We start from the raw sequence: 15,095 nt of genomic DNA on the forward strand, positions 1-15,095 counted from the left end.
ATGAACACGGCGGAACTTGATAATTGGCTAGATATAACAGGGCTTATGCCTCCTATGCCACATGAAGCCGCAAAAAAAATATATGAAAAACTTGGTTCCGATTCTTCAGGCAAACATACTTTTTTGCCAAGCCTCATAACACGAGATGAATTTTTTAATCATATTTTACCCATGATACAAAAAGACTGCATACCTGAGTTAGCTGAATTCATTAAAAATAGAGTAGAAAAAACTTTTGAAATAAGAAATAAACTAAAAATATTAAAAAATAAAATAATTAATATAGTCGGTGAAGGAAATTTTTCTGCATTGTGGCTAGATCGAGAAGCTTTTTCTGCAGATAGTATGGAACATCGCGCCTTAATTACAGAAGCTGTTATTCATATATATTCTGCAAAAGCATTACAGTCTATTGTGCAATTATTTTATGAAAATAATATCCCTATGATTCCCTATGGTGAGGGCGGCGGCTATAATATGGGAGTCACACCCATGGCTCCTGCTGTAACCATAAGCCTGAGAGGCATCGATCATATTTCAGAAATAAAGCCGAGCCGAAGAGATCCTAATAAATATGAAATCTCAGTAGGATCGGGAGTTCCTTTTAAAGATCTTGTTTCCTACCTTGGAAAAAGAGGTTTTGTTTTAAGATGTGATCCCAATACACCTCGCGCCGCTACAGGCGGTATCGCGGCCACAGGAAGCAATGGGGGACGCAAAGCTTTTGAAGTCATATTACAAGGTCGCTCTGTTACATCAGACGGAACTGCACTGCGTTTTGCAGCTGATGATAAGGAAACAGATTGTATTCAAAATGAACCTTTTTTATTAGCAAGAAAATTTTTCAGTATCGAAAATACTGAAAAATTTAAAGTAACATTGAATGCAATTAAAAAATTAAACTTGCCCGCATCCATTACATCAAACTCGCAAGGGATTGTTGTTCCTTTACAAGGAATGAAAGCAGCAGCCAATATGCTTGCTCAGCAATCGGAACAAAAATTAAAAGCAGAACATTATACAGATAGTATGAAAGACTCTCCGCATTTGCCTATTTCCGCATTTGTGGGAGCAGAGGGGTCAACAGGGTTCATTTATGAAGTGACTTTTGAAATAGAAAAACCACTTCCATGGCTGCAAGCCTCTCGTTGGCATTTTAGCAACGTTGACGCCGCTATGGCAGCAACACGCTCTATTAAAAAACTCATAAAATCAGAACAACCCGAATATTTTGAATTCATATCGGGTCAAAGTATCCGCAGATATTTAATTCAAGATTTTCCATCGGTATTTTCACAACAAGATGAAGCCGTTATCATTCTTGCCGTGGAAGGAGACAATAAAGAAACATGCGTTAAACGCCATGAATTAAACAAAAGAGCTGCTTATAAAGCAATTGAAAGTTTAGGTTATAAAATTCAAGATGTTTTAATTAAAATCGAAGAAACAAAGCCTGCACTACAAAGTGATGGTATCGAAGAATTTGAAATATTAAGAAAACCAAGAGAAGAACTTCCTAAAAAATTACGCACAAAATGTAAAACAGATATGGAAATTCGTACCGAATATTTAGGAGAAGTCTTAAAAATAGTTGCGAATACCAATCCCAGGCAAAATGCAGATCAAAAACAAGATGTTTTATTTGGACATCTCACTCCCAATCACACTGCTATCATTCACTGGAACATTGGTGGATTTGATCTTTATGATGAAGAAAATGCTGATATTGCATGGGACTATTTAGAAAATGTCATTGGAAAAGCTCAGAATCTAGCACCAGCTTCCGATAAAAATGGAAGCGCTCGTTTTACGGGAGAGCATGGTGTTGCAGGAAAAGCACCCTTTTTGTGGTTAAATTATATACCTGAAAATGATTTTAAAAGAATGTGCGAAATAAAAGACGCTTTAGATCCTAAAGACCTTTTTAATCCAGACACCTTATTTTTACGTACAAGTTTAGCACGTTCTTTGAGAGCAAGACTTCTTAATACAAGTGCAAAATACATTAAAGAAAGTATTGAAAAAACAAAAGAATTAAATAGGCACAGTGATAATGTCGAAGAAATTTCGCTAAGTCAACAAAGAATGATGGCAGAAAATTTTGCTATTACAGAAGGACAACGATGTACGCGCTGTAATAGTTGTAAAATATGTCCCGTCATCGATGCCGAGCATGAATTAGAGAGAGAAAATAAACGTAACAGTAAAAAACCAGTACTACCGAGTAAACGAAATGTACTCATGTTTATGGAACAAATTTCCCATATTAGACGTGGCGTAGAACAAACAGGGGATACATATCGTATTGAAAAAATAATTCAAACAACTTCACAAATGATGAAAGAAAGTGCTGAGTTACTTAAAAAATGTTTTTACTGTAGAAAATGTGATAAAGCATGCCCTGTTGATATTGAAATTCATCCATTAATGCGAGCTTATCAAAAAATGGGGAAATTGCCTTCTCTGGGTTCGAAATTTTGGGGATTTCTATATGAAAGGCTTATGGGAGAGGATTTTTTTAAATCGATAACCTATAAAATAATTGCTTTTTTTATATTGATCAACTTACCAATCTTAAAGTTATTTAGAAAAATAAAATTAATACCTGATTGGATGAAATCTTATTTTGTTCCACCCACACTTTCCTTATCCCATTATGAAGCTGAGCAAAATGGAACTAAAATAGATATAAATGATAATTTCGTAGTTATTAAAAAAGAAAATACGACTGAAACTTTTATAGCTCACGATGAATTTTCTCCAAATTCAGTTTATATTCGCTACCGTGGATGCATGGATACTTATGGCAATCCAAATGCAACAACAAGTGTAGATACTTATTTTAAAGATGTTTTAAACGCACGCATTATTGATCTTGAAAAGAAAATGTGTTGCGGTTTCCCTTTTGAAGCAGACGGTTTGCATGAAAGAGCAAAACAAAGTCAAATATTAAGCCTCATAGAAATTACAAAATGTATGGCGCGACTTATTGATGAGTGCCAATTACAACTAATTGAAATTCCAAAATTCATCGTATTTTCAAATTGCCCCACATGCTGTGAAGCTATCAAAGAAATGAAACAACTGTTAACTCAGGAAGCCATAGTGGAACAAATACGAGTTCGAGCAAAATTATCCGATGAGTTTAATATGTCTTATATTAAATTTGAAGTAAAAGATACTGCGGAAATAGCGATGGATCTTCTCAAAAAATCGGAAGTTAATAAGTCGATAGATAATAAATTAGCTAAAGTTGAAAAAAATATTGGGCTTAAAGTACCATGTCATAACACTCCTTCCGCTACAAAAGCACAAGTTGAATTATTAAAAATGTATTTTACGGGTGTTTCGGCTTATGATCGTTGCTGTGGACTTTCGGGAACCGGTCGCTTAAAACACCCTAAAATTGGAACAAAAATATCTGAAAAACTCTTTGAGCAGATTAGAGAAGAACCTCCCCAAGCTGTTGTGAGCGGATGCCCCAGTTGCCGTGATGGTGTCAAAATGCAAAGAGATATCCTTGCCGCTAAAAAAGATCAAATTGCAGAATTTGAAGTCTCGGGAATATTCGAGCAAATTTTAAAAGATGCCAAGGTTTCTTAGAAAAACTTGACATTCTATTACATTAATAAAATAGACTACCAATTTAAAAAATAAAAAATATTTAAAAACATTTTTTTTAATTAATTGATTTTTTAATAAAAAATATCTATGTATATTCCGATTATATAGAATATACCATCTTTTTTTCACAATATTTATCTTGCACATGACATGGAGGTTTTTTATGGATATAAAATCATTTTATTATTTACTAATTAGATTTTTAATCATAAACTGTATTTTTGGATCATCTTATTTTTATTTTAATTTGTGCTATGCAGATTATACAGGTACTATTTTTGATAATATTCCAACACATGTTTACAGAGCCACTCCTTCAAAACCTGCAGATGTTTTTGCTAATGGCTTTCAACGCAGTGCCTTTGCGCATACCGATTTAAGTCGGCATATTCAAGCAGACACAGGCGATATGAGTGCCTTTATTAGTACAACTTCAAATTATAGATATGCAGAAGGATTTGCCAGCTCCTATGCCATGGGATGGTGGCATGTCTACGAATTTTATATTTATGAAATTGTTCCGCAAGGAAATTTTGTCAGCGTTCGTGATACCTATTTAAGAACATTAAACGAAGAAACAAACGCTGCTGTAAGAGAGAACTTAGAAAATCCTTTTGTCCGAGATACGTATATGAGAGAAGATGAATATGCCGCTTTATATGAAATTCCTCCGGAAAGAATTTTATCGGCAACACGCTATGAATTTGATATGACAACAAGGCGATATGTCAGAAGAGAACAAATAGAAAATACGGTGACAAGAATAAGTAGAAATAATCCTGCCGTATCAGCTTCTTTACATCCCAATACTTTTTCTCTTGGAACACATATTCGTTTTCAATATAATTATAATATGGTATCTTCAGGTTTTGCCTGTTACCAACAGCAAACAAATACTCGACAAATGAAAAGAGCAAATGATGTTCAAATTTCACTCGTTTGCCCCAAAATAAATAGCTTAAAATTTGAGAAAGTACCTAACCCAAAGTCAATGTTATCAGACAAATCATTTGCAATGAATATAAATATATTTTTATACAAAAACTTTTGCTTAAGCCCTAAAGGAGAAAACTATGTTTATATTGACTATTGCTACAATGCTCAAAAATGGAGCTACACTGAGTTTGGTCAATTTATAACAGAGGTGCATGATGGAAAGAATTATCAACATTATTGCTTAACAAGTCCAGGTAAATCTAATGACTATAATTATGTTAAAATGGAAATATGTGATCTTTACAATAAAGATCAATTGTGGAAAATATTAAAAAATGATGATGAAACCTATAGTATTTTAACTTATAATGATAAATATTTAAAATCTTATTATAATTACTATGTCTATACAAGCTTTGGATTTGAAAGTTATAAAACATTGAAATTAAAAAATGCAATGGAAATGCAAGATAATAAATCCCAAGCACTTATTCAATTTTCTGTAAATCCATTTATCTTAAATAACCATGATATTTTATACCCTACTTCTGCTGGTAATGTTTATTTAGATGATGAAGATAATGTAAAAAATTATCAAAACTTTTATAATGCCCACAACAATGCTCTATTTTCAAGTTTTGGTCACGATCGTGAAGGTCCTCAAGTCTGTTATTATTCACTTTTAATTCAAAATAGGGGTAGCACATGGGATTGGATTAAAGACAAATACTGTTCGACAAGAGGACTTTTAACTCAAGATTACCGATGGTTTTTTCAAAAAGCAAAAAATGAAAATAAATATCATATAGTTGACTCTGCTGGAAATATTCTTCGCATTGATGATGTAGGAGGTTCAAAAAATCGTTATTTTGCTTATAATGCTAATCCCAGTTGGTATGATAATAACTCTTTTTTAGATTCCTTTTTATTAAATAATGCTGCATTAAACTTTGCACAAAGTTTTGACAATACAAAAATGGAGTCCGCTGAGTTTCATCTCAATTCTTATTATATTTATAATTTAATAAAAGAATACTTCAGAAGAATCCATCCTATAGTGTATTAAATAAGTCAAACTTACTTCTATATATTTTTCTATACAAATAAAAAAAATCAAGATAACTTTATATTAAGAAAAATTATTATATGTTGTAGGAGAATATAATGGAAAATACAAAAAATATCATTAATTTTATTTATCAAAATAATACAATTTCGCAAAATAAATTTGGAATTATTGAATCTCTAAAAAACCCTATTGCAGCCCAAGAAAAAGCATTTTTTAATTTAATAAAAAACATTAAAGATACGGCAATATATAAAGAGTTAAAGCTTGATAAAATAAAAAATCATTATGAATTAATAAAAAAAGTTCCACTTCATGATTATAATTTTTATGAGAAATTTATAAATAAAATCATTGCAGGCGAAGAAAATCAAATGTTCATAGGGAAACCTAAATATTTTTTTAGTTCCTCTGGAACAACAAATAATAGCAAAACTATACCATGTAGCAATGAAATATTCTCTGTTTTCAATCAATCATTAACTGAATATTTGTTATATTTATACCAAAATTTAAATGATATATCTTTAGAGTCTGATTCTATTTCTATAGGTGCAAAGCACACCATAGAAGAAATAAATGGCGTTCAAAAAGGTTATCTAAGCGGAATATTAGCGACTTCAAGCTCTAGAATTAACAAATATCCTTCTCCTGAGTATTTTCAAATTGATAATTACTCTGAACGGATTAGTAAAATATATTTTGAGGCAAAGGATAAAGATATCAAATTAATTACAGGAGTTCCCGCCCATATTTTCGCATTTTTTAATGAGATACTAAATTTATCTGGAAAACAAAAAATTCAAGAAATTTGACCCAATCTAAAATTGATTATTTATGCAGGTACAGGAGTTGAGAATTTTGAAAATTCATTTCATAAAATAATGGGTAAAAAAATCACATGCCTTGGTTTTTATGGAGCCTCAGAGGCTCTTATGGGAATAGAAATTCCTGAAATTTCTCAGGGAATGCATTCCTATATTCCTCTTTATAATGATACTGTTTTTTCCTTTACAGACGTAGACCATCCTCATTTACCTCCGCTTAGTTTTGAAGAATTAAAAAAAGAAGGTGAATATTATATTAATATTTCATCTTTAAGTGGATTTATTCAATACGCTCTTAAAGATTGCATAAAAATTACAAGCATTTCACCTTATTTGACATTTCAAGTTTTAGGAAGACAAGATGCTGATTTAAATCTCGTATCAGAACGAATATCCCAAAAAACAGTTACAGAGATTATTGCCGAACTTCAAAATAAAATTCAATGCCACATCGATCATTATTTTGTTTATCCTATTATTCAAGAAAATTGTTCCTATTATGGATGGATTTTATTTTCTGATAATATTTCAATTGAAAAATCTTGCTTAATTGCAAATATATTTGATGAACTGCTTATATTAAGATCAAATAATTATAAAAAGTACAGATTAATTCAAAATTTGATTGCTGTTCCTAAAGTAAAAATTATTCCTAAACATCTCATTCAAAAATATTTTGAGAGAAATTCTGGCAAAGGGCAATTTAAAATGAAAACGATTTTTAAAAGTCATTTAGAATTTGAAAAATTTTGGAAAAGTGAGATTTCTGATTTAGAAAGATATTTATAGATATGGTGTGAATAGCAGAGTTAAAATAAATTCTACATTCTGGTAATATTAAAAACTAATCAATTACCGGCCCTGCCTGAGCAATGTGAGATCCTTCTTGAATTTTTTTGAAATTATCTATAAACATTTTTGCAATTTTTCTACGGGACAAATCGTATTCTTCCCTATTTTTCCAACAATTTCTTGGATCTAAAATTTCAGAAGGCACATTTTTTACTTGCAGAGGTATTTTTAAATTAAAGACATCAAAGTTTTTAAATGTTTCATCTTTTAAAGACCCGTCATGAATGGCATCTATAATAGAGCGCGTGTGTTTTAATGAAATTCGCTGTCCTTCACCAAAACCACCACCAGTCCATCCTGTATTAATAAGCCATGTTTTTATTTTAGGAAATTTTTCAAGTTTTTGGGATAGAAGCTCTGCATATTTTATAGGAGAAAAGACCATAAAAGGAGCACCAAAGCATGCGGAAAAAGTTGCTGTAGGCTCTTTTACACCCACTTCCGTTCCAGATACTTTTGCCGTGTACCCACTGATAAAATAATACATTGCTTGTTCCGATGTGAGTAAACTCACGGGAGGAAATACCCCAAAAGCATCACAAGTTAAAAATATAATATTATTTGCATGTGAGGTTACACAAGGAACTTTTGCACTTTTAATATATTCAATATTATAAGATGCGCGTGTATTTTCTGTAATGGAAAGATCGTTATAATCGGGAATTCTTGTTACGGGATCTAGAACCACATTTTCTAATAAACTTCCAAAGCGAATGGCATCAAATATTTCCGGTTCTTTTTCAGCAGATAAATGATCACACTTTGCATAGCATCCACCCTCTATATTAAAAATGCCCTCATCGTGCCAGCAGTGTTCATCATCGCCAATAAGTTTTCTATTAGGATCTGCGGAAAGAGTTGTCTTTCCTGTTCCTGATAATCCTAATAAAATAGTGACATCACCTTTTAAGCCTTCATTAACGGAACAGTGCATAGAAAGAATATTCTTTTTAGGCATAAGATAATTCATGACAGTAAATATGCCTTTTTTCATTTCACCAGCATATTCAGAACCTAAAATGATGAGCTCTTTTCTTTCTAAATTCAAACAAATGCTTGTCTTTGATGTCACTCCAGAAACATTTTCATCAGCAGATTCGGCTCCGGCATTAAATATAACGCAATCGGGATCACCAAATTGAGCTAATTCTTCTTTTGTCGGAATAATAAACATATTTGAAACAAACAAGGCATGGTAAGGTCGTGAACAGATAACACGCACTTTTAATTGACATGATTTTTCCCAGCCTGCAAAAACATCATAGACATAAATTCGTTTTTGTTTTTTTAAATATTCTAGAGCAATTTGTTTATTTATTTGAAATGATTCTTCTGTTAAGGGAATATTCACATCACCCCAATTGACATCATTTTCACTTTCAGGGTGTTTTACAATTCTTTTATCTTTAGGACTTCTTCCTGTTTTGGCTCCTGAACTTGCAGATAATGCGCCTGAATCGGTGATATTTGAGTTTTTTTCATATAAAATAGCATGTTCATATAAAATGGAAGGTAACAGATTGTGAAAAACTTCAGCATCATAAATTCCGTATTCATTAAGCATATGATTAATTACCTTATAAATATTTAGTTAGAAAAAAGCTTACTTAACAAAAAAACAAGGTCAGAAATAAAAGTCTAAAATACATTAAAAATAAAGCTAATTGTAACTTTATGAGTTGTCAAGCTTGTTACAATTATTGAGACTTTAACAAACAAGTTACTTTATGGCTATTCATTTTAAAATTAATATTTTTTATAGAGCTTCTATAATATATTTTGCGATCGCTTTTTTTTGCTCTGGAGACAAACTTGTTCTAAAATCAGGCATAAGTTCTAGTTTAGGACCATTTAATACATCTATAATTTGTTTTTCTTGTGTCTGTTTTTTTAAAGAAGGAAGTTTTTTAGACAAGTTCTTTCCGACAGGGCCATCCCCTAATCCCTTGCTTCCATGGCACATAGAACACTGATTCACATAAATGCTTTTTCCCTGATTCAAAACTTGCTCATTTGTGTTGGCGAAAGAATGAGGTGAAAACAAAATGGAAAAAACACTTAAAATAAATACTTTTTTTCTCATTATTGTTTTCCTTTTCATTTAAATAAATCAAATGTTTTAAGTCAAAAACACAATTACATTCCTAAAATTTTATCTTGTAAATTCTTAGGTAAAACTTCGTAATGCGAAAATTGCATGGAGCTGCTTGCTCTACCTTGAGATAAGGAACGGATATCTGTTTCATAGCCAAATAGTTCAGACAAAGGAATATGGGCATGGACAACTTGCAAATGCCCGCGCGTGTCTAAACCTTGAACTTGTCCGCGACGGCTATTGACATCGGAGACAATAGTACCACTATAATCAGGTGGCACAACAATTTCAACCTTCATAATAGGTTCCATCATAACAGGTTTAGCTTGATTTAACGCAGCACGCAAGGCATTGCTCGCAGCAACTTTGTAAACAATCTCATCAACTGCTTGAGGATCATAAGAGTAATCATTTACTGTTACTTTTAAATTCACCAAAGGATACCCGCATAAAGTACCACTTCCGACAGAGCCCGTTAAAGATTCTTTAATCGCATTGACAATATTTACAGGAACCATAGCTTTCGAAGGAACATGAATTTCTACATTGGTTTTTTCATTATGCGGCTCAATGGATAACGAAACATTTGCGGAATAGGTTTTATTTTGAATAGGACGTGAAAAAGAATCCGCCGCTTTTGCTGGTACAGAAATACATTCACGATAGGAAACTTGAGGATTTCCTACATTGGCATTGACTTTAAATTCACGGAGCAAACGATCGGCAATAATTTGCAAATGCAATTCACCCATTCCCGATATTAAAACCTGTCCCGTTTCTTCGCTAGTAGAAACTTTTAAGGAAGGATCTTCCTGTGCTAATTTATTTAAACTTTGATTCAATTTATCGAGATCACCACTGCTCTTAGGCTCAATGGCGAGAGAAATAACGGGGTCAGGAAATTTCATAGATTCATACGCAATAGGCGCATGGATATCACACAAAGTGTCACCCGTAGTAGCAAATTTAAGACCCACTACAGCCACAATTTCTCCCGCCGATGCCGTTTGTAACTCTTCTCTGTCGTTGGCATGCATACGCAATATTTTTGTAATACGTTCTTTTTTATTTTTAAGCGTATTTAAAACAGCTTCTCCTGTTTTAATTGTTCCCGAATAAATACGCATAAAAAATAAAGCACCTACAAAAGGATCGGTCATAATTTTAAAGACAATTCCCGAAAAAGAATCTTCTGCGGTAGGAGAGCGTTTACCCGATTTCACGACGCCCTCAATTTCAACTCCTTCCACAGGAGGAAGATCGAGAGGAGAGGGCAGAAAATCAACAACAGCATCAAGAAGAGGTTGAATACCTTTATTACGGAATGAAGAACCTAAAAATATAGGGATAAGTTTAATAGCGACCACAGCATTACGTAACGCATGTTTTAATTGCTCTACAGTTACTTTAGCATCTGACAAAACTGCTTCAGCGAGAGTGTCATCAAAATCCGCAAGATTTTCGATAAGTTCTTGTCTATATAAAAGAGCATCATCTAAATATTCAGCAGGAATATCTGTTACTTTAGGAGGAGTGTCTTTGTCATCCGTATGCCAAATGTAGGCTTTTAATTCTATTAAATCGATCACACCCTTAAAAGAACTTTCCGCTCCCATAGGAAGTTGCGCAAAAGCCACATTGGCATTTAATTTTTCACGCATGGATTGGATACACATTTCATGATCCGCTCCTACCTTGTCCATTTTATTTAAAAAAGCGATGCGCGGAACATGATATCTTTCTGCCTGACGCCACACCGTTTCCGATTGGGGTTCAACACCATTGGCGGCATCAAACACCGCAATAGCGCCATCGAGAACACGCAAAGAACGCTCCACTTCCACTGTAAAGTCCACATGACCAGGAGTGTCTATTAAGTTAATACGGTGATCTTTCCAGAAAGTTGTCGTTGCCGCAGAGGTAATAGTAATCCCCCGCTCCTGCTCCTGAACCATCCAGTCCATAGTAGCCGTACCCTCATGCACTTCACCCAGCTTATGACTTCTCCCTGTATAGTATAATATTCTTTCCGAAGTCGTGGTTTTGCCGGCATCAATATGAGCCATTATCCCAATATTACGATATTTACTAAGATCTAGAGGAGTTGACATAGTGGAAGCTCTTTCAAAATGTATCAATTGCATGAAATAGGAGAATATTAAGATGAAGATCAATATTCTTACAAGGGTGTTGGTATACAATTTGGCTCTAAAAATCAACAACTGTAAGTATATTGGAAATTGAGCAATAGGAAGTAAACTTTGCCAACAAGGGTTTAATCCGTATTTCTACCTTCTGAAAGAGTGAACATAAGGACTTGTTAATTTAATACGTAGCTCTATAAATAAATTAATTTTTGATGAATTATTTTAAAATACAGAGCTATTTCAATTGTAATAAATATTTTATCAATAATTATTCAATTTTTATCCTTTTATCCTTCTTAATAGCATAGATTTTTGGTTGTCTATTATTGAATTTATTAAAATCTCTTACATTTGTGCCATAAAATGTTTTAGCATCAATTTGAGAATCATTAAATCCGACTTTCCATAAAGTCAAATCTTGCTTAGCACCAGTTCCAACATCATTCCAAATAACATCATTTTGGATAAAAGCTTCATTACATAGAGACTCATGAACACAAACAAAATTATGGGTTTCGTTAGCATTTGGTGCTGACTTATCATCAGTATTTAAACGCATAAAATGTCCGCATGCACGATAACCACTTGGTGGAATAGGGCTCCAACAACTATAATTATTGTGAGCACCACTTCCATAATCATTCCAAATTTGTTCCCAACCAATAGGAGGCTAAAGTGATTCCTTTTAGTGGACAATATGCTATGAACTTAGGCGTTCATATAGAAGGGTTGTCCCATGGTAAAGAAGAAATCAGTTAAAAGTCAATATTCTCTTGAGTTTAAAAACCAAGTCCTTGAAGTCTTAGAAAATAGCCCTAAAAGCATGGCTCAGATAGCTAGGGAGTTTGAGGTTTCCTACCCCACTCTGAATAGCTGGAAGCGTTCTATTGGCGAAAAGGAAAATTCAAATATAAAGAAAAACTCTGACGAATTGAAAAAGCTAAAGCGAGAATACGAGCTTTTAAAAAAGGAAAATGAAATCCTAAAAAAGGCGGCAAGCTTCTTTGCAAAGCAACTCGATTAAAATACGAGTTTATATTGCTAGAGAAGCTTAATTATCCTATTCTTTTACTTTGCAAAGTAATGTGCGTTTCTAAAAGTGGATTTTATAAATGGCTTGAGTGTAAAGATAAAAATCATCAATTTGAGTTTAGCCTTGAAGAAGAAATAAAAAAAATACATACTTCTTCAAGGGGTACATATGGAAGACGGCGAATTTTATCAACACTTAAAAAGTCATTTATTAAAGTTGGAAAAAAACGAATATCCAAGATTATGAAGAAACTAAATCTGAATGGGGTCGGCAAACCTAAATTTAAAACAACAACAAAGGTTGATAGGCAAGCGATACATTTTCCGAATTTAATTTCAGGGGATTTTACTTCCTATAAGCCCAACGAACTTTGGACCAGCGATATTACTTATATTCCAACGAAAGAGGGCTGGGTTTATTTGTGCATAATATTGGATACTTTTTCAAGAGCAATAATTGGTTGGAGCATGCAAGATAATCTAAAAAGAGAAATTGTTTTGAATTCACTAAACATGGCATACAAAAAAAGATCTCATTTTCCAAATGGAATAATTTTTCATAGTGACAAAGGATCACAATATTCAAGTAAAGAAGTTAGAAAATATTTAAAATTAAATCATTTTCATCAAAGCATGAGCAATAGCTGCTATGAGAATTCTATTACAGAAACATTTTTTTCCACTCTAAAAAAAGAATTGGTACATCGATGCAATTTTCTTACTAGAAAAGAAGCAAAATCTTCGATTATAGAATATATTGAGGTGTTTTATAATCGAATTCGTGCGCACTCTGCCCTTGATTATCTTGCACCATTAGAGTATGAAAAAAATTATGAAATTTAACCGTCCACTTTTCGGGGATCACACCAGGCTTAACAAAACCTGGTATCGAATCGATAATAATGGGTAACATTGTGTTACTAGAAATGAACGAATTATTATTTATTCCAAATTGACCTACCCAATATTCATTTTTATCCACAACGGGTTTATAAACAAATAAATCTTTTTTTGCACCACTTCCTTTATCTGTACCAAATAGACGAAAATTATTAGTCATTTTAACTTTTAATAATGTATCTGTTCCTTTTGGAATTTGAATTTCTTTCATATAATCTTGAAGTGCATTTTCAAATTCTTCTTTTCTTTTGAGATAATTTGGATTACTTTTATCCAGTAAGTTCCAAATTGGAATTAATGAATCGGTTGTAAAATCAGAAAGAACGGCATATTCAGAAACAGAATTAAACCATTCATTATATTCTGATGGTTTTGTTGTATCTGAATTCCAAACTCCAGGTTTTCCTCCATAACTATTAAAAGATATTCTACTTGAATTATTAAAGGATTTAATATCTTCATTATATTTTGAAGTATCTTCTACGCTTATCTTACCAATTAAATTATTATATGACATTTTTGCAACATTTTCAATAGAACTATTTGATTTAAATGTCATTTTATTTGTCTGTGAATTATAATCTATTCTCCCACCTACAATAATCTCCTTAAGATAATAAGCTCCATATTTTTTCATAATATCAAGAGCGCTTTCACTATAATTTTCCAATTTACTTTTAAAATCTTTAGAAATAAAACTTGATAGCTTATCAGATTCTGGCAAAATTAATTTGTATAATGTATGACTTGATTTAACTGTAACATATTCAAAAAAATCTAACCCAAATGTTTTAGTTGAAAAATTGTTACTTAATGACGCTGTAAAGAAATTATATTTACCTTTAATATCTAGTTTATTTGAAATTGATTTTAAATATTCTTCCGTCTTATCACCATAAATTATTTCTAATTTACTGTTATTTATATCACTTACAACTAAATCATTTTTAATTAAATTTGGAATATTAAATATTTTACCATTTTTATTAATAGTTGAATTATATTCCCCAAAGTCAAATAAGCGCTCCTTTACACAACGAGGATCCGCATAATTTTCTCGAACATCATAGCCACAACCTAAAATTTCAGCTCCAGGTAAAATCTGCTCAGATGAAGACAATGAATTACCAGATTTTAAGATTTTTTTATCGGGACTTAATGTTACATGATTATTCTCAATAGTTTTAGGATTCTCAGTCGTTTTATATTCTTGCATTAAAAATTTCATAATAAACTCCATTTATTTTTTTAAGTTTTAAAAAATACAATTATTTTAAATATATTAACTAAAAAATAACAATAAAATACTAAAATTTCATAAAAATCACCTCACTTTTTATTTTTATATTATTTTTATAAATTTAATTAATTAAAAAATCATCAATAAAATTCAAATATAATCATAAATACCTCCTTTATAAATATGGGTAAATTTTTTTTGTATTATTTATATATTGTAAATAGATATAATACTTTCACAAATTTTGATAAGGATACTAGGTATGATCCTTTTTCATTAATGCAGCTAAATTTTCAAGAATTCAAAGAATATCAAATTTTACTTGCCTAAAATATATTTAAATTATTTTAAAAATAAGTATTATAGTTCAAAAAAT

At 31.8% G+C, this 15,095-nt stretch carries 11 protein-coding genes; 6 read left to right on the top strand and 5 right to left on the bottom strand.

Annotated features, from left to right (window positions below):
- The 4 genes from AXG55_RS11145 to AXG55_RS11160 all read left to right on the top strand — a co-directional run bounded on the left by AXG55_RS11145 (window position 1) and on the right by AXG55_RS11160 (window position 7,242).
- Window positions 1–3,603, top strand: coding sequence for an FAD-binding and (Fe-S)-binding domain-containing protein (locus tag AXG55_RS11145; RefSeq protein ID WP_148698198.1), 3,603 nt, complete (start codon window positions 1–3; stop codon window positions 3,601–3,603).
- A gap of 184 nt (window positions 3,604–3,787) precedes the next feature.
- Entirely contained in the window at window positions 3,788–5,626 is a 1,839-nt protein-coding gene (locus tag AXG55_RS11150) for a hypothetical protein (protein ID WP_148698199.1), read from the top strand.
- Between the two features lie 98 nt (window positions 5,627–5,724).
- Window positions 5,725–6,441 carry a GH3 family acyl-acid amido synthetase gene (locus tag AXG55_RS11155; protein ID WP_148698200.1) on the top strand — a complete coding sequence of 239 codons (717 nt, stop codon included), beginning with the start codon at window positions 5,725–5,727 and terminating at the stop codon, window positions 6,439–6,441.
- A gap of 12 nt (window positions 6,442–6,453) precedes the next feature.
- Entirely contained in the window at window positions 6,454–7,242 is a 789-nt protein-coding gene (locus tag AXG55_RS11160) for a GH3 domain-containing protein (RefSeq protein ID WP_148698201.1), read from the top strand.
- A gap of 55 nt (window positions 7,243–7,297) precedes the next feature.
- Here AXG55_RS11160 and pckA read toward each other — a convergent pair whose 3' ends face one another.
- The 4 genes from pckA to AXG55_RS11180 form a co-directional block, all read right to left on the bottom strand.
- Window positions 7,298–8,869 (bottom strand): phosphoenolpyruvate carboxykinase (ATP), encoded by a 1,572-nt coding sequence (pckA, locus tag AXG55_RS11165; protein WP_148698202.1) that lies wholly within the window; start codon window positions 8,867–8,869, stop codon window positions 7,298–7,300.
- A gap of 192 nt (window positions 8,870–9,061) precedes the next feature.
- Window positions 9,062–9,388, bottom strand: a complete 327-nt coding sequence (locus tag AXG55_RS11170; RefSeq protein ID WP_233231171.1) for a c-type cytochrome — start codon at window positions 9,386–9,388, stop codon at window positions 9,062–9,064.
- 53 nt (window positions 9,389–9,441) lie between these two features.
- On the bottom strand, window positions 9,442–11,511 hold the full coding sequence (gene fusA / locus AXG55_RS11175) for an elongation factor G (RefSeq protein ID WP_148698204.1): 2,070 nt from the start codon (window positions 11,509–11,511) through the stop codon (window positions 9,442–9,444).
- Between the two features lie 304 nt (window positions 11,512–11,815).
- Window positions 11,816–12,211, bottom strand: a complete 396-nt coding sequence (locus AXG55_RS11180) for a Vps62-related protein (RefSeq protein ID WP_148698205.1) — start codon at window positions 12,209–12,211, stop codon at window positions 11,816–11,818.
- A gap of 72 nt (window positions 12,212–12,283) precedes the next feature.
- On the opposite strand from AXG55_RS11180, the gene AXG55_RS11185 reads away from it, so the two are divergent.
- Both AXG55_RS11185 and AXG55_RS11190 read left to right on the top strand, forming a co-directional pair.
- The gene (locus AXG55_RS11185) at window positions 12,284–12,571 is read left to right on the top strand and encodes a transposase (protein WP_148696238.1); all 288 of its coding nucleotides are present in this window, start codon (window positions 12,284–12,286) and stop codon (window positions 12,569–12,571) included.
- 14 nt (window positions 12,572–12,585) lie between these two features.
- On the top strand, window positions 12,586–13,422 hold the full coding sequence (locus tag AXG55_RS11190; protein ID WP_148696237.1) for an IS3 family transposase: 837 nt from the start codon (window positions 12,586–12,588) through the stop codon (window positions 13,420–13,422).
- Here AXG55_RS11190 and AXG55_RS11195 read toward each other — a convergent pair.
- Complete coding sequence (locus AXG55_RS11195; protein ID WP_233231172.1) at window positions 13,325–14,707, bottom strand: MACPF domain-containing protein; 1,383 nt, start codon at window positions 14,705–14,707, stop codon at window positions 13,325–13,327. The genes AXG55_RS11190 and AXG55_RS11195 overlap by 98 nt on opposite strands.
- Window positions 14,708–15,095 lie beyond the last annotated feature (388 nt).

The sequence above is a fragment of the Silvanigrella aquatica genome, from assembly GCF_001907975.1.
GTDB classification, from domain to species: domain Bacteria; phylum Bdellovibrionota_B; class Oligoflexia; order Silvanigrellales; family Silvanigrellaceae; genus Silvanigrella; species Silvanigrella aquatica.